Raw genomic sequence first — 20,247 nt, 5'->3', positions numbered from 1 at the left:
CTTTCAATGCCTGCCGCCGGCAACGCCGGCGCCGAACCGAAGTTCGAGAAGAGTTTTCAATGCAAGGGTGACGAGCGCCAGCAAGGCCAGCAGCGAGGCCACCGCGAAGGCCGCGACGAAGTTATACTCATTATAGAGTATCTCCACATGCAGCGGCATGGTGTTGGTGAGGCCACGGATGTGGCCCGACACGACCGAGACGGCGCCGAACTCGCCCATGGCGCGGGCATTGCAGAGGAGCACGCCGTAGAGCAGGCCCCATTTGATGTTCGGCAGCGTCACATACCAGAAGGTCTGCCAGCCGGATGCGCCGAGCGACAGGGCCGCCTCCTCGTCGCCGGTGCCCTGGTCCTCCATCAGCGGGATCAGCTCGCGCGCGACGAAGGGAAAGGTGACGAAGACCGTGGCGAGCACGATGCCCGGCACGGCAAACAGGATGGTGATGCCTTGGCTTTTGAGGATCGGGCCAAGCAGGCTGTTGGAGCCGAAGAGCAGCACGTAGACCAGGCCGGAAATGACTGGCGAGATCGAGAACGGCAGGTCGATCAGGGTGATCAGGAAGGACTTGCCCTTGAACTCGAACTTGGCGATCGCCCAGGAGGCGCAGAGCCCGAAGACGAGGTTGAGCGGAACGGAAATCGCCGCCACCAGAAGCGTCAGGCGGATCGCTGCCGCTGCGTCGGGCTCTATCAGCGCCTCGTAATATTCCGCCCAGCCCTTGCGGAAAGCTTCCACAAAGACGGAAACCAGCGGCAGGAGCAGGAAGAAGGCGAGGAAAACCAGCGCCAGCCCGATCAACAGGATCTTTGCGAGCGGCCGTTCGTCGGCGGGATTGCGGAAGGCCGGCGGTTTGCCGAGCGCGGAGCGGACGTCTTCAGACATTGCCGTATCTCCTTCGGTTCCAGGCCTGGATGAGGTTGATGATGAAGAGCATCACGAAGGAGATGATCAGCATGATGGTGGCGATCGCCGTCGCGCCCGCATAGTTGAACTCCTCCAGCCGGATGACGATGAGGAGCGGCGCAATCTCCGAGACATAAGGGATGTTGCCGGCAATGAAGATGACCGAACCGTATTCGCCGACGCCTCTGGCGAAGGCGAGCGCAAAGCCGGTCAGGATCGCCGGCGTCAGCCCCGGCAGGATCACCCTCGAAATCGTCTGGAAGCGATTGGCGCCGAGCGTGGCTGCGGCTTCCTCCACCTCGCGATCCAGTTCCTCCATGACCGGCTGCACGGTGCGCACCACGAAGGGAAGGCCAATGAAGACCAGCGCCACGACGATGCCGAGCGGCGTGAACGCGATGCGGAACGGCATGAACAGCGAACCGACCCAGCCGTTGGGCGCATAGAGCGCCGCAAGCGCGATACCGGCGACCGCCGTCGGCAGCGCAAACGGCAGGTCGACGATCGCATCGATCAGCCGGCGACCGGGGAAATTGTAACGGGTCAGCACCCAGGCGACGACGGTGCCGAAGACGACATTGACCAGCGCGGCCACGAAGGCCGTGCCGAAGGATATATAAAGTGCGTCCTGCGTGCGCTGGTCGGTCAGAACGGCGAAAAACCCGCTCCAGCCAAGCCCGGCGGTACGCCAAAGCAGGCCGGCAACGGGGATCAGGATAATTATCGACAGGTAGGCGAGCGAAAAGCCGAGCGTCAACCCAAAACCTGGGATGATGCTCGGCCGTTTCAGTCGCCACTTTGCCGGTGAGGCAGTGGCGTTATGGATCATTTAATGTTCCGACTTACTTACCGGGCTTGTAGATCTGGTCGAAAATGCCGCCGTCACCGAAATGTTCGGGCTGCGCCTTCTTCCAACCGCCGAAGATCGGATCGTCGATTGTGACGAGCTTGATGTTCGGCAGGGCCTTCAACAAATCCGGCTTTACCACATCGGGCTTCGAAGGACGATAGAAGTGCTTCGCCGCGATATTCTGGCCTTCATCGGAGTAGAGATACTGCAGATAGGCCTCCGCCTGCTTGCGGGTACCCTTGGAGTCGACGGTGGCGTCGACGACCGCGACCGGCGGCTCGGCGAGGATCGAAATCGGCGGAACGACGATCTCGAAGGCATCCTTGCCGAACTCGGCGCCGGCGAGATAGGCCTCGTTTTCCCAGGCGAGCAGCACGTCGCCGATCTGGCGCTGGGCGAAGGTGACCGTCGAGCCGCGGGCGCCGGTATCGAGGACCGGAGCGCGCTTATAGAGCTCGCCGACATAGGCCTTGATCTTGGCCTGATCGCCCTTGTACTCCTCGTTCGCCCAGGCCCAGGCGGCAAGGTAGTTCCAGCGGGCACCGCCCGAGGTCTTGGGGTTCGGCGTGACAATCGCAACGTCGCCCTTCACCAGGTCGCCCCAGTTCTTGATCCCCTTCGGATTGCCCTTGCGGACGAGGAAGACGATCGTCGACGTGTAGGGCGATGCGTGGTTCGGCAGCCGATCACGCCAGCCGGCCTTGATCTTGCCGGACTTCTCGATCGCGTTGATGTCGCTTTCGAGCGCCAGCGTCACGACATCGGCCTCCAGACCATCGATGACGGAACGGGCCTGAGCACCGGAACCGCCATGCGACTGGCGGATCGTCACGTCGTCGCCGCCTTGCGCCTTCCAGTATTTCGCGAAGGCGGCGTTGAAGTCCTTGTAGAGTTCGCGGGTGGGATCGTAGGAGACGTTGAGAAGCTGACTTTGGGCAAAAGCCGGCGCGACGATCCCGACCGAAATGCCGGTCGTCAGGGACAGACCGAGCGCGACGGCGCCCAAACGGGCACCCAGTCGCCGGCCCAATCCCGGGGCAAAATTGAACATGAGGTTCCCTCCTGTGGTTCTGCCAAAACTCTATCGGTTAGGTCGTCTTAGTCAATCGAGGCCGGCAAGAAGGCAAAACTGTTTCCCTTTGGCGGCCCGCGACGACAAAGAAACCATTAACCCTCACGACATGGACAGAACGCCCGCGTTGGCAAACGGGCGGTTTGCAAAATCACAATCCCGCCATAATCGGGATTTTGAGGGGACGGGAGGAGAATTTTACGGGCGATTTGCGAGAAATCTGCTGAGGCGCTCGCGGATAAGGGTTGGCCATCGAGGCTGGCACCCTCTTCTCCCCAGCGGGGAGAAGGTGGCCCGAAGGGTCGGATGAGGGGGTAGCCAACACCAGGGAGCTTTGCGGGCGTGGCCCCCTCATCGCCTCGCTTTGCTCGGCACTTCTCCCCGCTGGGGAGAAGAAGGGATTCCGTAGTGCGGCTACCGGCCGTACCGTTCACGCATGCGCTTGAGGAAAGCTTCGTTGTCGAAGGACTGCGGAGGCCCGGATAACTCGCCGGCGATCAGGGCATCCTGCAATGCCTTGGTCCGCGCTAATTGATCATCGAGGGAGATGGGAGTGTTGTGCGACATGTCAGCCTCCAGCTTCGCGATCATACCAAACTTTGGTACATCGCCAAGCCGAAACCAGAGGCCTCAGGCCGTCAGTAGCTCCCTGACCGGCGGCTTGGCGTCGCCGGCGCCTTCGACGGCATCGGCGATCGTGGTGTTGAACAGCACGTCGCGGGTCGCGTCGGCGACCCGGGCGAAGACATGGCGAATTTCGCAGAGGTGTTCGCCGTCGCAATCCTCGCATTTGCGGTAGGCGGTCTGCGAGAGGCAGGGCAGCGGCGCGATCGGGCCGTCGACCAGGCGCAAGACTTCGCCGAAGGTGATGGCGTCGGCGGGTTTCAGGAGAAGATAGCCGCCCTGCTTGCCGCGGCGGGAAACGACGATACCGGAGCGTTTGAGGTCGAGCAGGATCTGTTCCAGGAATTTCTTCGGAATGCTCTGCTGGAGGGCAATCTCGGAAATCAGCATCGGCTCTGCGGGATCGGCCTGTGCCAGGGCGGCCAGGGCCCGAAGGGCATATTTCGCTTTCTGGGATATCATCACGCAACCATCGACAATAGCGCCGCCGCAAGGAAATAGTCCTCACGGCGCCGCTCACTTCAGCTTCGTTCGGGGCATCCACGGGGGCGCCGGAAGGGCGCTCAGGGGCTGCATATCCGCCAGGGGAAACAGCGCCCCGGAGACATGTTCCCGCAATATCTCAAATCACGAGAAAATACAAACCAATGCAGGGGTTTCGGGGATAAAATTGGTCACTTTTGGTTAAGGCGGCAGGTTTTCTGTGTGAGCGCCGCTTTGGAGAGATATTTGCTCCGCATCACCATGGGAAGAAACGGGTTTTCCTGTCCTTGCGCGCGTGGAATCCGGATAATCCAGCAATTGCTCACGGAAGAAGACCCATGACACTGCACGATGCCGCCGGCCAGGACCGTTCGGGACTGGCCGCTACCCTCGACGCAAAGCTCGAAAGCCTGGACCTTGCCGGGCGCCTGGCGCTTGCCGCCGAACTCGGCCACGCCGTGTTCACCACATCGCTCGGCATCGAGGACCAGGTGATCACAGCCGCGATCGGCACGCACCGCCTGCCGGTAGAGGTCTCGACTCTCGAAACCGGGCGGCTGTTCAAGGAAACCGTCGACCTGATCGGCGAGACCGAGGAGCGCTACGGCATCGAGATCCGCCGGTTTCGGCCGGAACAGGACGACGTCGACGAATACGCGGCGAAATACGGGCTCAACGGCTTCTACGACAGCGTCGAGGCCCGCCACGCCTGCTGTCATGTGCGCAAGCTGAAGCCTCTCGCCAAGGCGTTGGCTGGCGCCGACGTCTGGGTCACCGGCCTTCGCCGCGGCCAGTCCGGCAATCGCGCCACGACCCCGTTTGCCGAATATGACGCCGAGCGCAACCTGATCAAGATCAACCCGCTGGCCGACTGGGACATCGAGACGATCAACGCCCATGTGGCTTCCGAAGCCATCCCGGTCAACCCGCTGCACAAGCGCGGTTATCCGTCGATCGGCTGCGAGCCCTGTACCCGCGCCATCAAGCCCGGCGAGCCCGAGCGCGCCGGCCGCTGGTGGTGGGAAAACGACGAAAAGCGCGAATGCGGCCTGCATGTGCCGGAAAACGCCGCTCAACCGATCGCAGAACCTTCGCCCCAAGCGAACTGAAGCTCTTTCTTGTTTGTTTCTAGAGACTACCCGGAGACCGAAATGCCTTTGTCAGTACAGGAAACGGAAGTGAAGAACCCGCCCGTTTCCAGACCGCCGCTTGATCCGCATCTGAAGGCCCTCGAAAACGAAGCGATCCACATCTTTCGCGAAGTAGCGGCGGAATTCGAAAAACCTGTCATGCTCTATTCGATCGGCAAGGACTCGTCCGTCCTGCTGCATCTCGCCCGAAAGGCCTTTTATCCCGGCCGCGTCCCCTTCCCGCTGCTGCACGTGGATACGACGTGGAAGTTCAAGGAGATGATCGAGTTCCGCGACCAGATCGCCGAGAAATACGATCTCGACCTGGTGGTCCACACCAATCCGCGCGGTGCCGAGGAAGGCATCTCGCCGTTCAGCCACGGTTCGGCGCTCTATACCGACATCATGAAGACCGAGGCGCTCCGCCAGGCGCTGGATGCCGGCGGCTATGACGCGGCCTTCGGTGGCGCCCGGCGCGACGAGGAGGCCTCCCGCGCCAAGGAACGGATCTATTCGTTCCGCACGCCGGACCACAAGTGGGACCCGCGCAACCAGCGTCCGGAACTGTGGAACGTCTATAACGGCATGGTCCGGAAAGGGGAAAGCGTCCGCGCCTTCCCGCTCTCCAACTGGACCGAGGTCGATATCTGGCGTTACATCCAGGCGGAGGACATTCCGCTCGTGCCGCTCTATTACGCCGCCGAACGCCCCTATGTGGAGCGCGACGGTATGATGATCCTCGCCGAGGATCCGCGGCTTGAACTGCTGCCCGGCGAAACCGTGCAGCAGGGCATGATCCGTTTCCGCACGCTCGGCTGCTTTCCGCTGACCGGCGCCATCCGCTCGACCGCCTCCAACCTCGAAGAGGTGATCGCCGAGCTCGAAATCGCCACCGTTTCCGAACGCCAGGGCCGCGCGATCGACCGCGACCAGTCCGGCTCGATGGAAAAGAAGAAGCGCGAAGGATATTTTTGAGATGAACGCTCCCGCCCAAAACGCCTCGGCGACCATCCTGCCCTTCGCAGAACCCTTGAAGGCGGTGCGCGACACGCGTCCGCTGCGCCTCATCACCTGCGGCTCCGTCGACGACGGCAAGTCGACGCTGATCGGCCGACTGCTCTGGGACACCAAGGCGGTCAAGGAAGACCAGGCCGCGACGCTTGCCCGCGACTCGGGCGGCCAAAACGACCTTGGCCTGCCGGACTTCGCCCTGCTGCTCGACGGCCTGCAGGCCGAACGGGAACAGGGCATCACGATCGACGTTGCCTATCGTTATTTCTCGACCGACAGGCGTTCGTTCATCGTCGCCGATACGCCCGGCCATGAACAATATACCCGCAACATGGCGACTGGCGCCTCGACCGCCGATCTCGCCATCCTGCTTGCCGACGCCCGCGCCGGGCTTCTCGAACAGACCCGCCGGCACGCGACGATCGCCGCCCTGATGGGCATCCGCCAGTTCGTGCTCGCGGTCAACAAGATCGACCTCGTCCACTACGACAAGGCAATCTTCGACAGGATCTCGCACGAATTCCGCGAATTCGCGCTGTCGCTCGGCGTGCGCCAGATCACCGCCATTCCGATGTCGGCGCTCAAGGGCGAAAACGTCGTTTATCCGGCCGATGCCTCGATGCCCTGGTATGACGGCCCGACCTTGGTCGAGACGCTGGAGCTGGCGACCGTGCGTTCCACCCAGGCCGGCGGCTTCCGCCTGCCGGTGCAGCGCGTCGTGCGTCCCGGCGAGAGTTTTCGCGGATATCAGGGGACTGTCGCGGGCGGCTCGGTGAAGCCGGGCGACTCCGTCGTCATCCTGCCTTCCGGCACGGTCGCCAATGTCAGCCGGATCGTCACCTTCGACCTGGTGCGCAACGCGGCGGTCGCAGGCGACGCCATTACGCTGGTCCTCGACCGGCAGGTGGACGTGGCGCGCGGCGACGTGATCGTCTCGCTCGACGGCCAGCCGATGACCGGCCACCATTTCGACGCCCAGCTCGTGTCACTGCAGCCGGGCGGCATCGAGCCCGGAAAACGCTACTGGCTGAAGAGCGGCTCGCGCCGCCAGCGCGTCGCGGTCGAACCGATCAGCCAGCTCGAGCTTGCGACCGGCAAATGGCAGCCGCATGCCTCGACGCTCGCCATGAACGCGATCGGCAAGGTCCGCCTTTCCTTCGAGGAACTGGCGGTCTTCGACGCTTACGAGCAGAACCGCTCGACCGGCGCCTTCATCCTGATCGATCCGGATACGCTGAACACGGTGGCGGGCGGCATGATCACCGCCAAGCGCGCCGAAATCGGCGGCATACATCGTGGCCAAGGAGGCGAAGGCCAGCGCGTCGTGCTGTCGCTGCCGGCCGATCTCGCCGAGCAGCTGATGGCAAGCGAACTCTTCGCCAACCGCCGCGACGAGACCGAGGTCAAGCGGATGACCGCCAAACAGGCGGCAGAGCTTTTCTCCAACGCCGGCGGCGATATCTGATCGTTTCGATCGGCAGGAAATGGAAAAGGGGCCGGAAGGTCCCTTTTTTCGTGGCCCAGCCCCGTCAGGAGAGCCGCCGCGTCGAACCGCGCTGGATGAGATCGAACGGCAGCTGGATGACGCGGCTCGGCAGGCATTCGTCGTTGATGGCCCGGACGATGAGATCCGCGGCCTGATAGCCCATCTGGAAACGCGGCACGCGGACGGTGGTCAGCCTCGGCTCCGCACAGAGCGCGAAATCCAGGTCGTTATAACCGCAGATCCCGAAATCATCCGGCACGCGCAGGCCCGCCCGTTGCGCCTCGAACAGCGCGCCGAGCGCAAGATCGTCGTTCTGGCAGAATACCGCGTCGACATCGGGCGCCGTTTCCAGCAGCCGCTTGAAGAGGTCGCAGCCGAGCTGCATGCTGGTTTGCTTGTGCTCGGTCATGACGAGGCCCGGATCGTAGAGCCCCGCCTCCTGCATCGCCAGCGCATAGCCATCATGACGCCGCTGGGCGCGAAGATCGCGGCTGCCGCCGATCAGGCCGATGCGGCGGTACCCGCAGGCGAGCAGATGGCGCGTCGCAGTCTCCGCCGCCTCGCGGTGATTGATGCCGACTGCGATACCCGAGGGCAGCAGGTTGAGATCGACGATCTGAACCACCGGGCACGGAGCGAGCTCAAGCAGATCGCTGACCCGCTGGTCCTGCAATCCCGTCAGCAGGATTCCCGCCGGATGCTGTGACAGGAAAAGCTTGACCTGGCGGTACTCCTGCTCCGCATCGTGGTTGGTATTGGCATATTGGATGCGGAAATCCGTATCACGCACCCGTTCCTCGATGCCGCTCATGATGCCGAGATAGGCATGATTGGTCAGCGCCGGCGCCAGAACCCCGATGATGCCGTTGTGGCGGCTTGCGAGCGCTCGGGCTGCAAGATCGGGCACGTAGCCCATCTGCTCCACCTGGCGGAGGATCTTCTGCCGAAGCGGCTCGGACACCTTTTCCGGTTCTCGCAGGGCGCGGGAGACGGTGATCGAGCTTATCCCGAGGACGTTCGCAACGTCGAGCAGGGTCACCCGTTCCGATCTGGCGCGTCTAGGCGGCATGCGTTCTGCGGCCCTCTCCACGCCCGGGTACAGGCTACCACCCGAAGAGGTTCCTGAGCCTGGAAGTCTTTCGACAAGTTACAAGTTCCCGCCGCCATGATGCAGCAATGGCATGTCGAGACCTAGCATATTTTTGCCCCGTTAAAGTGCGGGTTGTGGATAAGAGCAATACACCGCGCCAAGCTCGGCATAGTCAGCCGGATAGCGGTCCACTGGGACTGCAATTTGATCGGAAAAACTTCGGGAGAAAGGAACCCCTGGAAAGCCAGAGTTCAATCTGGTCGGAGTGAGAGGATTCGAACCTCCGACCCCCACGTCCCGAACGTGGTGCGCTACCAGACTGCGCTACACTCCGTGACCAGCGGCGCCTCTATAGACCAGCATTTTTCATTGTACAAGCGCCGCTCATGAAAAATATGCGACGGGGTCGCTATCGCCGGCAAGCCGGCTCCGGAAAGGCGGAAAACCGGGGCGTTGCAAAAAAGCGGCGCAGGACAAATTTGATGTCGGCGGGCACTCATCGCCTCGCGAAGCCTGACAAAAATCTGTTACGTGCAGTCTCGAAAACCTTGCCTCCCAGGCACAACAGAAGACATGAAGGATTTTTCAGGATCATGAGCCGCCGCGTCATCGCATCGACTGCCCTTTTCGCGCTCGCCCTTTCGGCCTGCACCACCGTCAGCGTTGCCAGCAATCCGATCGAGAGCCGCTGGGTGGGTCATTCGGCCGGCGAGTTCTTCGCGAAATTCAGCCCGCCGATCAGCGATATCGATGAGGGCTCCACGACCGTCTACACTTGGCGCGGCGGCTACAACCGCATCAAGCAGCAGGGCGGCCGCACCGCCAGCGTCAGCTGCACCGCCAAGATCACCGTCTCCTCCAGCTACGTGATCCGCGACATCACCATCATCTCCGATCGTCCGGGCGCCAACGGCCCGAGCTATTGCACGGAACTGCTGACCGCCGGCTGAGGCGTGTAAGCCCGCGCAAGCGGACGACATAGTCATGAAAGCCGCCGACCGCCGCCCGACAGGGTAAGGGCCGGCGGCAATTTCCGAATGCACCGCAGCGAAAGCGATGCTAGATCTCACGAGCGCCTTGAACAGCGTAAACGACGCGATCAGAGGCCCGGCGCAGAACGGCAATGCCGCGACGGCCGTCATCGAGATCGCATCAGGCGCGGAGGCACGGCATGGCGGAAGACATTACCTTCGACATGGAATTCACCCCTTCCTATGGCGTGCCGGTCACCGTTGCCGAAGGCGTGCAGCGGCTGACCGTCAACAATCCCTCGCCGTTCACCTTTCACGGCACCAATAGCTACATCGTCGGCGGCTCCTCGGTCGCGGTCATCGATCCCGGCCCTGAGAACGAGGCGCATTTCGAAGCGCTAATGGCGGCGCTGAAGGGCCGCGAGGTCACCCATATCTTCATCAGCCACACGCACCGCGACCATTCCCCGCTCGCCCGTCGGCTGCGCGAAGAAACCGGCGCGGTCACCGTCGCCGAAGGACCACACCGGGCCTCGCGGCCGCTGCATGCGGGCGAGGTCAACCCGTTCGCCGAAAGCGCCGACAGCGGTTTCGTGCCCGATATCGCGGTTACCGACGGGCAGTTGATCGAGGGGGACGGCTGGGCGCTGACGGCCGTGCATACGCCCGGTCACACGGCCAACCATTCCGCCTTCGGGCTGGAAGGAACCGGCGTACTGTTTTCCGCCGATCACGTGATGGCTTGGGCAACCACGATCGTCGCGCCGCCGGATGGGTCGATGGCAGATTTCATGGCTTCGATCGAAAAGCTGCTGCCGCGCGAGGACCGCATCTTCTTTCCGGGCCACGGCGGGCCGGTGAAGGAGCCGGGCTCGTTCCTGCGGGGGCTTCGCACCCATCGGCGCATGCGCGAACGGGCGGTGCTGGAGCGCATCAGGGCCGGCGACCGGCTGATCCCCGACATGGTCAAGGTGATCTATGCCAGCACCGACCCGCGCCTGCATGGGGCAGCTGCCCTTTCTGTGCTTGCGCATCTGGAAGACCTGGTCGAGAAAGGCCGCGTTCTGACCGAAGGCCCGCCGTCGCTTGCGGGCGTCTACTGGCCGGCTTGAAGCGTGCCGCGATCCTTCGGATTCGCGGCACGCTTCAAGTCTTTAGTTTCTCCGCTGCCGTTATCGCAAAACTGCTGCACACTTTTGCGCGACATGCTTTAGTTCCCGGCGATTCCCAGAAGTTCGGTATCGAGCCAGTCGAGGAAATCCTCGGCGATGGCTTCGCTCATCCCGAGGTCATGCGGCCCATAACGCGAGGCGACGCGGATATCGACGGAGGTCGTCTCGGCATCTTCGCGCAGCCGGATCACCAAGTCGAAACGCAGGCCGAGAACCAAGGTGCGGGTCTCGCCCTGCAGCAGGACATCGCCGGCATTGACAAAAACCGGTGCGAGCGAGGGTTCCGGGCGCGGCAACGGGATCGGCGCCACGTCGGGCACCGGCGCCTGTTCGTCCTGCGGCGCGGGGCGCTGAGCGATATCCGGCGCGATCAGTTCGACGCCTTCCTTCTTGGTGATCGCGATCCGGGCGGAAAGCACCGCCTTCTGCACACCCTGATAGACGCGGTCGAGGGCGCCCTCGTAACGCCTGCCGGTGAGGCCGGGATAGGCGGCGAACTGCACCCGCCGATCGGCAGGCGTAATGATCGTCGAGCGCGGCAGCCATTTCTGGCCGGCCTTCGGCTCGGCAACCCATGGCGGCGGGTCGGCAATATCGGTGGAAATGTCGAAGAGCGGCGGCAGGGTGTAATAATAGAAGGCGCCGGTCGCCACCACGGCAAGCGGGACACCGGCATAGATCAGCCCTTTCGTCGCCGCGACGCCACCGGTTGCGCCGACCTGCCAGAGCCGGATCAGGCCAATCAGCGACAGAGGCACCGAAACGGCGGCAATCGCTGCCGAGAGGAACAGCAGCGCCAGGAAATCCGGGGTCGCCAGCGGGCCGAAACGATGGGCCAGCGCGGCGATGACGAACAATGCCAGCGCCGACAAGGCCAGCCTGCGGGCCGTATAGGCCGAATGGGAAACGGGCCGGACAAAACGGACGGGCATGGGATCGGCAAAGGCTCCATGGCAAAAGCGCTTGCTCCTGTGTAAAACAGCTTCGCCCGGAATGGAATCCCAAGGTTGCAGCCCGGCCGAATGAAAAGGAGTTCATCTGATGCGCCCTCACCGCCTTCTCCTCGTCGCCTCGCTTATTGCCCCGCTGGGCGCCCTTCTGGCCGGCTGCCAGACGATGACGCCGGAGGAACGCCGCGCGGCGGACGAGACCACCTGCGCCAGCTACGGCTTCAGGCGCGGCACGGATGCGATGGCACGCTGCATGCTCGACATCGAACTCGATCGCCGCGCCGAAGGCCGTTCGATGCAGTCCCGCGCCGATGCGATGATGTGGCGGCCGATGGTGGTCGAGCGCCGGGTGATAGTCGAGCGGCGCTGAACGGCCGGCATAAAGGCGGTGCCGTAGAACGGTCTCCTCGATCAGCCTGCAGGGATATCCGGCCGCGAACGCGAATGCCTATTCGATCACCGGCGGTATTGCAGCTCGATCTTTACGCCTTCCGGGCCGTAGACGAAGATCTGGCCGATATCGGTATCGGGTATGGCGTCGTGTTCGAAACGATAACCCGTCGCTTCAATCTCCTTGACGGCAACATCGTGGTCGTAAAAGGAGAAGGCTACGTGGTCGTAGATGCCGACCGGAGGATCGCCGTCCCGCTCGACGATCAGCAGGTGAATGCAGGAATGGCCGTCGATATAGAGCCAGTGGCCCGGGAAAGGGAATGGCGGCCGAAACCCTTCCTTTGCTCCCAGCACCTTCTCAAGGAACGCCATCATCGGCCCCGCATCGCGGGTGCGGATCGTCACGTGGTCCAAACGCGGCATATGCCCCTCCCCTTTGTCGCACGTCTGTGCCGAGCATAACACGGCAACACAGACGTGTGAGCAAAAGATCGAGAGTCAGAAGTTCTTCATGTTGTAATGGGGAATTCCGACGTCGAAGAACTCTTCCCCATAGGTCTTGAAGCCGAAACGTTCGTACATGGAGATCTTGTCGCTCTGGGCCGCCAGATGAAAGCGGTTATCCCGCGCTTGGCCGTGCGCCTCCATGGCGGCGCGGATCATGGCGCTGGCGACGCCCTTGCCGCGCCACGGGCTGGTGACCGCGACCCGGCCGATCTTGACGCAATCTTCCGCGTAAATGACCCGCAACGTGCCGCAAACCTCGCCGGAGACGACGGCGACGAAGTGGAAGGCGGTCAGGTCTTCGGCATCGAATTCCATGTCGGCAGGCACGTTCTGTTCGACGATGAAGACTTCGCGGCGAAGGCGGAAACCCTCGTTGCAGAGCGTGCTGAAGACGGGGACGGCGAGAACGGTAACCTGGTTCATGATGGCCTCCTCGACCTTCATTTTCGAATAGCGATTTTGTTTTGCCGGTGACGGCCGGCATGACATAAACATCCCCAATCAGCTTTTAAAAGCGGCTTCGATCTGCCATGATCCTTCCATGAGCGAAACGCAAAAGCCAATTTCGATTGAGGATGCTATTTCGCCGGCGCCGACGGAGGCAGCCGACGATCTGCACGCGTGGCAGGTCAAAAAACTGGCAGAGCGAAAAAAGTCGGCTGATGCCGGACGATTTGCTTCCGCGGAGACAGTGAAGGCAGTGATCCGCAAATTCGTCCCCAATGGATGAACTCGTCTGGCGGACGAGGCGCTGCAAGATCTCGATGAGATCGGCTCCTATATCGCACTCGACAATGCGCATGCTGCCGAGAACGTGGTCCGTCGCATCGTGGAAGCTGTTTCAATGCTGGCGTGGCACCCGAAAGTCGGACGACTGACATCGGATGGGGATACACGGCGCCTCATCATCGCCGGCACCCCCTACATCGCCTTTTATCGCCTCCGCGAACGAGCGGAGATATTGGCCATATTTCACACGTCCCGAAAATGGCTGGACCATCTGAAATAGGAGTGGCTCTCCGGTTCATCCCTTCCTCCTTTCGATCGCCGCCTGGGCTGCGGCAAGGCGGGCGATGGGCACGCGGAAGGGCGAGCAGGAGACGTAGTCGAGGTCGGCATTCTCGCAGAAGCGGATCGAGGCAGGATCGCCGCCATGTTCGCCGCAAATGCCGAGCTTCAGGTCGTTGCGGGTCCGGCGGCCACGCTCGGCGGCCATCTGGATGAGTTCGCCGACGCCGTCGAAATCGAGCGAGATGAACGGGTCGTGCTCGATGATGCCCTTCCTCTGATAGGTGGGGATGAAGGCCGCCGCATCGTCGCGCGACATGCCGAAGGTCGTCTGCGTCAGGTCGTTGGTGCCGAAGGAGAAGAACTCGGCCGTCTCTGCGATGACATGGGCGCGGATGGCGGCGCGCGGCAGTTCGATCATCGTGCCGGCGAGATAGGCGATCGGAACGCCGGTTTCCTGCGCGACATCCTCGGCGACGCGGTCGATGACGCCCTTCACATAGTCCAGTTCCTTGCGCAGGCTGACGAGCGGCACCATGATTTCCAGCTCGACCGGTTCGCCTGTGAGCTTTCCGGCCTCCACCGCCGCCTCGAAGATGGCGCGCGCCTGCATTTCGGCGATCTCGGGATAGGAAATCGCCAGCCGGCAGCCGCGATGGCCGAGCATCGGGTTGAATTCATGGATGGCGTCGATGCGGCGGGCGAGGAAGGCCGGCGGCATCGCCATCGCCTTGGCGACCTCGGCGATTTCCGCCTCCGTCTTCGGCAGGAATTCGTGCAGCGGCGGATCGAGCAGGCGGATCGTCACCGGCAGGCCGTGCATGATCGAGAACAACTCGATGAAATCCGAGCGCTGCATCGGCAGGAGCTTTCCGAGCGCCTCGCGGCGGCCCGTCTCGTCCTCGGCGAGGATCATCTCGCGCATGACGTGGATGCGGTCGCCCTCGAAGAACATGTGTTCGGTGCGGCAGAGGCCGATGCCTTCGGCCCCGAAGGAACGGGCAGCGCGGGCGTCCTGCGGCGTGTCGGCGTTGGTGCGCACCGTCATGCGGCGGGTCTTGTCCGCCCAGGCCATCAGCTTGCCGAAATCACCGGAGAGCGCAGGCTGGATCATCGGCACCGCGCCCTTCAGCACCTGCCCGGACGAGCCGTCTATGGTGACCGTGTCGCCGCGCTTCAGCGTCACGCCGGCGCCGATCAGGAGTTCGTTGCGCAGGTCGACGCGCATCGAGCCGGCACCGACAACGCAGGGGATGCCCATGCCGCGGGCGACGACCGCGGCATGGCTGGTCATGCCGCCGCGGGTGGTGAGGATGCCTTCGGCAGCGTGCATGCCGTGGATGTCTTCAGGGCTGGTCTCGATGCGCACCAGGATGACCTTGCGGCCTTCGTGTTCCGCCTCGACCGCCTCTTCGGCGGTGAAGACGATCTCGCCGGTGGCCGCACCCGGGGAAGCCGGCAGGCCGGACCCGACCACGTGGCGCTCGACGCGCGGATCGATGGTCGGGTGGAGAAGCTGGTCGAGCGAGGGCGGCTCGATGCGGCAGACGGCCTCTTCCTCGGTGATGACGCCTTCTTCCACCATGTCGACGGCGATCTTCATCGCAGCGCGGGTGGTGCGCTTGCCGGAGCGGGTCTGCAGCATCCATAACTTGCCGCGCTCGACGGTGAATTCGAGATCCTGCATTTCGCGGTAATGGGCTTCCAGCCGGTCGCAGATCGCCTTGAACTCGGCGAAGGTTTCCGGCATCAGCTTTTCCATCGACGGCTTGTCGGAGCCTGAAGCGATACGCCCTTCCTCGGTAATCGATTGCGGCGTACGGATGCCGGCGACGACATCCTCCCCTTGCGCATTGACCAGAAACTCGCCGTAGAGCGCCTTGTCGCCGGTCGAGGGATTGCGGGTGAAGGCGACGCCAGTCGCCGAGGACGAACCGAGATTGCCGAACACCATGGTCTGGACGTTGACGGCCGTGCCCCATTCCTCCGGAATGCGGTGGAGCATGCGGTAGGTCATGGCGCGCGGGTTCATCCAGCTCGAAAAGACGGCGCGGATGGCGCCCCAGAGCTGCACATGCGGATCCTGCGGAAAGCTGCTGCCCAGCTCATCCTCGATCATCCTTTTATAGAGGCTGACGACGTGCTGCCATTCGACGGCGGAGAGATCGGTATCGTAGTCGTGGCCGAGCCGAGCCTTCTCGTCCTCGAGTATCTCCTCGAAAATCTCGTGGTCGAGGCCCATGACCACATCGGCATACATCTGGATGAAGCGGCGGTAGCTGTCCCAGGCAAAGCGCGCATCGCCGGCATCGTGCCCGAGCGACTGCACCGTTTCGTCGTTGAGGCCGAGGTTGAGGACGGTGTCCATCATGCCGGGCATGGATGCCCGGGCGCCGGAGCGCACGGAAAGCAGCAGAGGCTTCGTCCTGCCGCCGAAGACGCGGCCGGTCAGCCCTTCGATCGCGGCAATGCCTTCGAGGACCTGCGCCTTCAGGTCGTCCGGAAGCGTGCTGCCATTCTCGAAATAGAAAACGCAGGCATCGGCAACGATGGTCAGCCCTGGAGGAACCGGCAGGCCAAGGCTTGCCATCTCGGCGAGATTGGCGCCCTTGCCACCCAGCCGCTCGACATCCGTGGCGCGGCCCTCCGCCTCGCCACCACCGAAGCGATAGACCCATTTCGACATTGCTGCTCTCCACCCGTCGCAGTCTTTTGCGCAATAACTACAAGTTTTATGACGGTTTGGGAACGGATCTAGGCAGGAATATGTTGCGTCGCAACAAGAGCGGCCGGAGACGGCTACCAAATTGGCCCGGGAGCGCTGGAAAACAAAGCTTTGCGGGGCCGGATCACAGGCGGCCCCGCAAAGCTTTCCGCCCGGGACAGGAAACCCGGACGGGGGGTAGGAAACTTTGAGTTGGACTGCGAAGCGTATGGACGCTCAGGCGCGTTCCAATTCCACAGTCCACAAAATAACAATAGTCAGAAAATTACATCCCCCATATGGGTGATTCTACGTAGGTCGCAGGTACTTTACCCCCGGATGCAGCCTTAAAAATTGATGCTAGTCAATGAATTGACGTAAATTACGTCGCTAGAGAATGCAACTCGCAACAACGGCACCCCATTCAGCTCGCCTCGCGCAGAAGCTCCGCGGTCTGGAGATCGACGGAAACGAGCTGGGAAACGCCCTGTTCGCCCATCGTCACGCCGAAAAGGCGGTTCATGCGGGCCATGGTGATGGGATTGTGGGTGATGATGATGAAACGGGTCTCGGTCGATGCCGCCATTTCGTCCATCAGATTGCAATAGCGTTCCACATTGTGATCATCGAGCGGCGCATCAACCTCGTCCAGCACGCAGATCGGCGCCGGATTGGTGAGGAAGACGGCAAAGATCAGCGCCATCGCCGTCAGCGCCTGCTCGCCGCCTGACAGAAGCGTCATGGTCTGCGGCTTCTTGCCCGGCGGGCGGGCGAGGATTTCAAGACCTGCTTCGAGCGGATCGTCCGATTCGATCAGCTGCAGTTCCGCCGTGCCGCCGCCGAAAAGATGGGTGAAGAGCCGCCGGAACTGCTCATTGACCACGTCGAAGGCGGCCAGCAGCCGTTCGCGGCCTTCGCGGTTGAGGCTCTGGATCGCGCCGCGCAGCTTGCGGATCGCATCGATCACGTCGGCGCGCTCGCGCATCAGGTTGTCGAGCTTGTCGGAAAGCTCCTTCTGCTCTTCGTCCGCGCGCAGGTTGACGGCGCCGAGCCTTTCCCGCTCCATGCGCAGGCGGTCTACCTCGCGTTCGATCTCGCGGACGTCCGGCAGGGCCGATTCGGGCTTCAGGCCCGCCAGCCGCAGGACCTCGTGGGGCGCGACATTGAGCGCCTCGCGGATGCGGTTTTCGCTCTCATGGCGCTTCTCGGCAGCCGAAACCAGACGCTCCTCGGCACGGCCGCGCTTTTCGCGCACTTCGGCCAGTTCGGAAAGGGCAACGACCGCGATCCGGTCGGCTTCGCGCTGATGGGTTTCCGCCTCGGCCAATCGGTCGGCGGCGGCGCGGCGGGTCTCTTCCGCCTTCTGCAACTCGGTCAGCAGCGCGCGGCGCTTGTCGTCGAACTCCTCGGGCGCAGCTTCGAGATCGGCGATCTCCTCGCGGGCCTCTTCCTCGCGCTCTCTGAGGCTGGCGATATGATCGGCGGCGCTCGCCGCCCGGGCAGTCCAGGAAGCGCGCTCCTGGGCGATCGCTGCCAGGCGCCGCTTGCGGGCCTCTGTCTCGCGGCTCAGGCCCTCGTAACGGGCGCGCGCTTCGGCGAGCAGGCCGCGGTCGGTCGCGACAACCGCCTGCTGGTCGCGCAGCCGGTTGTCGAGATCGGAAATATCCGGCGCACCCTCGAGTTCGATGCGGGCGTTTTCCTCCTGGACGCCGAGATCCTCGATCTGCGCGGTCACCTGGTTCACGGCCTCGCCGGCCACGTCGCGGCGGCGCATCAGGTCGCCGGCCGCACGTTCGGCAGCGGCCAGCGCATCGCGGGCTTCGGACAGTTGGCGCGCGCCGATGCGGGCGCGATCGCGGGCGTCGGTCAGGCGCCGTTCGGCGGAGGTGATTTCGGATGCGGCGGCGGCGAGCGCCACTTCGGTTTCGGACAGCACGATGCGCGCTTCGTCGATCTCGGCTTCCAGTTCCGAAAGCCGGTTCTTCTGGGAGAGACGCAAGGCGGCGGCACCCGGCGCCTCGGAGCCGGTAACGTGGCCGTCCCAGCGATAGACGGCGCCTTCGCGGGTCACCAGGCGCTGGCCGGGCCGCAACAGGCGCATCATCCGCTGGGCCTCCGCCGAAGCGACGACGCCGATCTGGGCAAGGTTGCGGGACAGTTCCGGCGGCGCGGTGACATGCGCGATCAGCGGCTGGGCGCCCTGGGGCAGGCCGGGATCACCGGAACCATCGCCATTCACCGACCAGTAGGTCGGAGCCGAGGCATCGACCGGGCTTTCGAGATCGTCGCCAAGCACTGCACCGAGGGCTGCCTCGAAACCGCGATCGACGCGGATCATGTCGGCGACCGCGACGAAATCCCCCGACGTGGCGCCGGCTGCGAGCATTTTCGAAATGGTGCGGGCCTCGGTCTCCAGCGCATTGAGCACAGAGCGTGCAGCCTCCACCGGGCCGCGGGCCATCAGCTCGGCCGAGCGGGCGGCGGAAAGTGCCGCCTCCACGTCTTCGACAGTGATCGTCGCATCCTCGACGGCGATTTCCGCCGCTTCGACCGCTTCCCGCCTTTCGGCCGGATCGTCGAGGGCGGATAGCCGCTCGTTGATGGCGTCAAGCTCGCCCGTCGCATCGCCAAGCTGCCGGTCGAGGCGCTGGCGGCGCTCTGCGAGATCGCGGATCAGCCGTTCGAGCTGGTGACGGCCGGCGGCGGCCTCGGCGCGCTCGGCGGTGATTGCCGAAAACAGCGCTTCGCTCGTCGCAAGCGACGCCGCGGCAGCCTCGAAAGTCTCGCGCAACTCTTCGGCTTCGGCGCCGGAATCGGCGAGCATGTCGTTGAGTTCGGCCTCTTCCTCGCCGAGCTTTTCGAGGAAGGCGGTATTGTCGGCGGCGAGCCGTTCTTCGCGGCTGATATCGTCGCCGAGCTGGACGAGCCGGCGGGTCAGTTCGTCCCGGCGCTTCAGCAGGCGGTTTGCCTCTTCCTCGAGCTGGCCGCGGGCGATCTGCAGGCGCTGCAGGGCGGCACCGGCCTTCGCCTCCTCCTCGCGCAGCTCCGGCAGCTTGAGGCTGGCGATCGCCTGTTGCTTGGCGGCCTCCATCTGCGCCTGCGCCTTTTCGGCAACGACGCTGGTTACCTGGTTGAGGGCGCTTTCCGCCTCGCCTTCCGCCTCCTTGGCCTGCACCCAGCGGATATGCAGCAGCATCGCCTCGCGGGCGCGGATATCGGCCGACAGGGTCTTGAAGCGGCTCGCCTGGCGGGCCTGGCGTTTCAGGCTCTCGATCTGGCTTTCCAGCTGCGAAAGCACGTCGTCCAGGCGTTCGAGATTGCCTTCGGCGGCGCGCAGCCGCAGTTCCGCCTCGTGGCGGCGCGAATGCAGGCCGGAAATGCCGGCTGCCTCTTCGAGCAGCTGGCGACGCGCCTGGGGTTTTGCCTGGATCAGTTCGCCGATGCGGCCCTGACCGACCATGGAAGGCGAGCGGGCGCCGGTCGAGGCATCGGCAAACAAAAGCTGCACGTCCTTGGCGCGGGCTTCCTTGCCGTTGATGCGGTAGACGGAGCCGGACTCGCGTTCGATGCGGCGGGTCACCTGGATTTCGTCGGAATCGTTGAAGGCGGCAGGTGCCGTGCGGTCGGAATTGTCGAGGTAGAGACCGACTTCGGCGGTGTTGCGGGCCGGCCGGTTGCCGGAGCCCGAAAAAATCACGTCGTCCATGCCGGACGCACGCATGTTCTTATAGGAGTTTTCTCCCATCACCCAGCGGAGCGCCTCGACGAGGTTCGACTTGCCGCAGCCGTTCGGGCCGACCACGCCGGTCAGCCCGCGCTCGATGATAAATTCCGTCGGTTCGACGAAAGACTTGAATCCGAGAACGCGCAGCTTGTTGAACTTCATGCCGCGC

The 20,247-nt window shown here is 63.5% G+C and carries 19 protein-coding genes and 1 tRNA gene; 8 read left to right on the top strand and 12 right to left on the bottom strand.

Annotation, left to right across the window (positions count from 1 at the left end):
* Positions 1–3: 3 nt before the first annotated feature.
* From cysW to C5J22_RS16930, 5 genes are all read right to left on the bottom strand, one after another.
* Positions 4–882, bottom strand: coding sequence for a sulfate ABC transporter permease subunit CysW (gene cysW / locus C5J22_RS16950; RefSeq protein ID WP_105439148.1), 879 nt, complete (start codon positions 880–882; stop codon positions 4–6).
* Positions 875–1,732 (bottom strand): sulfate ABC transporter permease subunit CysT, encoded by an 858-nt coding sequence (cysT, locus tag C5J22_RS16945; RefSeq protein ID WP_105418862.1) that lies wholly within the window; start codon positions 1,730–1,732, stop codon positions 875–877. Before cysT ends, cysW begins: the two co-directional genes overlap by 8 nt.
* A gap of 13 nt (positions 1,733–1,745) precedes the next feature.
* Complete coding sequence (locus tag C5J22_RS16940) at positions 1,746–2,804, bottom strand: sulfate ABC transporter substrate-binding protein (protein WP_105439147.1); 1,059 nt, start codon at positions 2,802–2,804, stop codon at positions 1,746–1,748.
* 435 nt (positions 2,805–3,239) lie between these two features.
* A complete protein-coding gene (locus C5J22_RS16935; protein ID WP_105439210.1) occupies positions 3,240–3,392 on the bottom strand; it encodes a type II toxin-antitoxin system ParD family antitoxin in 153 nt (50 codons plus the stop codon).
* Between the two features lie 63 nt (positions 3,393–3,455).
* A complete protein-coding gene (locus C5J22_RS16930) occupies positions 3,456–3,911 on the bottom strand; it encodes an Rrf2 family transcriptional regulator (RefSeq protein ID WP_105418860.1) in 456 nt (151 codons plus the stop codon).
* A gap of 359 nt (positions 3,912–4,270) precedes the next feature.
* Here C5J22_RS16930 and C5J22_RS16925 point away from each other — a divergent pair, with 359 nt between their 5' ends.
* From C5J22_RS16925 to cysN, 3 genes are read left to right on the top strand one after another with little or no spacing between them, the layout of a single operon-like run.
* Positions 4,271–5,041, top strand: a complete 771-nt coding sequence (locus tag C5J22_RS16925) for a phosphoadenylyl-sulfate reductase (protein WP_046664488.1) — start codon at positions 4,271–4,273, stop codon at positions 5,039–5,041.
* A 42-nt stretch (positions 5,042–5,083) separates the two neighbouring features.
* The gene (gene cysD, locus C5J22_RS16920) at positions 5,084–6,037 is read left to right on the top strand and encodes a sulfate adenylyltransferase subunit CysD (RefSeq protein ID WP_105432736.1); all 954 of its coding nucleotides are present in this window, start codon (positions 5,084–5,086) and stop codon (positions 6,035–6,037) included.
* 1 nt (position 6,038) lies between these two features.
* Complete coding sequence (gene cysN / locus C5J22_RS16915; protein ID WP_105439146.1) at positions 6,039–7,538, top strand: sulfate adenylyltransferase subunit CysN; 1,500 nt, start codon at positions 6,039–6,041, stop codon at positions 7,536–7,538.
* Positions 7,539–7,602: 64 nt separating this feature from the next.
* On the opposite strand, the gene C5J22_RS16910 is transcribed toward cysN, so the two are convergent.
* Together C5J22_RS16910 and C5J22_RS16905 are read right to left on the bottom strand one after the other, a co-directional pair.
* Positions 7,603–8,628, bottom strand: a complete 1,026-nt coding sequence (locus C5J22_RS16910; protein WP_105439145.1) for a LacI family DNA-binding transcriptional regulator — start codon at positions 8,626–8,628, stop codon at positions 7,603–7,605.
* Positions 8,629–8,906: 278 nt separating this feature from the next.
* Positions 8,907–8,983: transfer RNA gene (locus tag C5J22_RS16905), tRNA-Pro, on the bottom strand.
* A 259-nt stretch (positions 8,984–9,242) separates the two neighbouring features.
* Here C5J22_RS16905 and C5J22_RS16900 point away from each other — a divergent pair.
* Together C5J22_RS16900 and C5J22_RS16895 are read left to right on the top strand one after the other, a co-directional pair.
* Positions 9,243–9,599, top strand: coding sequence for a hypothetical protein (locus C5J22_RS16900; RefSeq protein WP_046631230.1), 357 nt, complete (start codon positions 9,243–9,245; stop codon positions 9,597–9,599).
* A gap of 221 nt (positions 9,600–9,820) precedes the next feature.
* A complete protein-coding gene (locus C5J22_RS16895) occupies positions 9,821–10,732 on the top strand; it encodes an MBL fold metallo-hydrolase (RefSeq protein WP_105439144.1) in 912 nt (303 codons plus the stop codon).
* A 98-nt stretch (positions 10,733–10,830) separates the two neighbouring features.
* Here the strand turns inward: C5J22_RS16895 and C5J22_RS16890 are convergent, their stop codons facing one another.
* Complete coding sequence (locus C5J22_RS16890; RefSeq protein ID WP_105439143.1) at positions 10,831–11,724, bottom strand: DUF1499 domain-containing protein; 894 nt, start codon at positions 11,722–11,724, stop codon at positions 10,831–10,833.
* A gap of 109 nt (positions 11,725–11,833) precedes the next feature.
* On the opposite strand from C5J22_RS16890, the gene C5J22_RS16885 reads away from it, so the two are divergent.
* Positions 11,834–12,112, top strand: coding sequence for a hypothetical protein (locus tag C5J22_RS16885; RefSeq protein ID WP_105401938.1), 279 nt, complete (start codon positions 11,834–11,836; stop codon positions 12,110–12,112).
* 86 nt (positions 12,113–12,198) lie between these two features.
* Here the strand turns inward: C5J22_RS16885 and C5J22_RS16880 are convergent, their stop codons facing one another.
* Positions 12,199–12,558 (bottom strand): VOC family protein, encoded by a 360-nt coding sequence (locus tag C5J22_RS16880; protein WP_105439142.1) that lies wholly within the window; start codon positions 12,556–12,558, stop codon positions 12,199–12,201.
* A 75-nt stretch (positions 12,559–12,633) separates the two neighbouring features.
* The gene (locus C5J22_RS16875; RefSeq protein ID WP_105439209.1) at positions 12,634–13,065 is read right to left on the bottom strand and encodes a GNAT family N-acetyltransferase; all 432 of its coding nucleotides are present in this window, start codon (positions 13,063–13,065) and stop codon (positions 12,634–12,636) included.
* A 118-nt stretch (positions 13,066–13,183) separates the two neighbouring features.
* On the opposite strand from C5J22_RS16875, the gene C5J22_RS16870 reads away from it, so the two are divergent.
* Positions 13,184–13,372 (top strand): hypothetical protein, encoded by a 189-nt coding sequence (locus tag C5J22_RS16870; protein WP_105401940.1) that lies wholly within the window; start codon positions 13,184–13,186, stop codon positions 13,370–13,372.
* 6 nt (positions 13,373–13,378) lie between these two features.
* Positions 13,379–13,651, top strand: a complete 273-nt coding sequence (locus C5J22_RS16865; RefSeq protein WP_105439141.1) for a type II toxin-antitoxin system RelE/ParE family toxin — start codon at positions 13,379–13,381, stop codon at positions 13,649–13,651.
* A gap of 15 nt (positions 13,652–13,666) precedes the next feature.
* Here the strand turns inward: C5J22_RS16865 and ppdK are convergent, their stop codons facing one another.
* Both ppdK and C5J22_RS16855 read right to left on the bottom strand, forming a co-directional pair.
* Entirely contained in the window at positions 13,667–16,336 is a 2,670-nt protein-coding gene (gene ppdK / locus C5J22_RS16860) for a pyruvate, phosphate dikinase (RefSeq protein WP_105439140.1), read from the bottom strand.
* 442 nt (positions 16,337–16,778) lie between these two features.
* Positions 16,779–20,240 carry a chromosome segregation SMC family protein gene (locus C5J22_RS16855; RefSeq protein WP_105439139.1) on the bottom strand — a complete coding sequence of 1,154 codons (3,462 nt, stop codon included), beginning with the start codon at positions 20,238–20,240 and terminating at the stop codon, positions 16,779–16,781.
* Between the last annotated feature and the right edge of the window lie 7 nt (positions 20,241–20,247).

The organism is Neorhizobium sp. T25_13, assembly GCF_002968675.1.
Lineage (GTDB): Bacteria > Pseudomonadota > Alphaproteobacteria > Rhizobiales > Rhizobiaceae > Neorhizobium > Neorhizobium tomejilense.
This window is presented reverse-complemented; position numbering and strand designations above follow the sequence as displayed.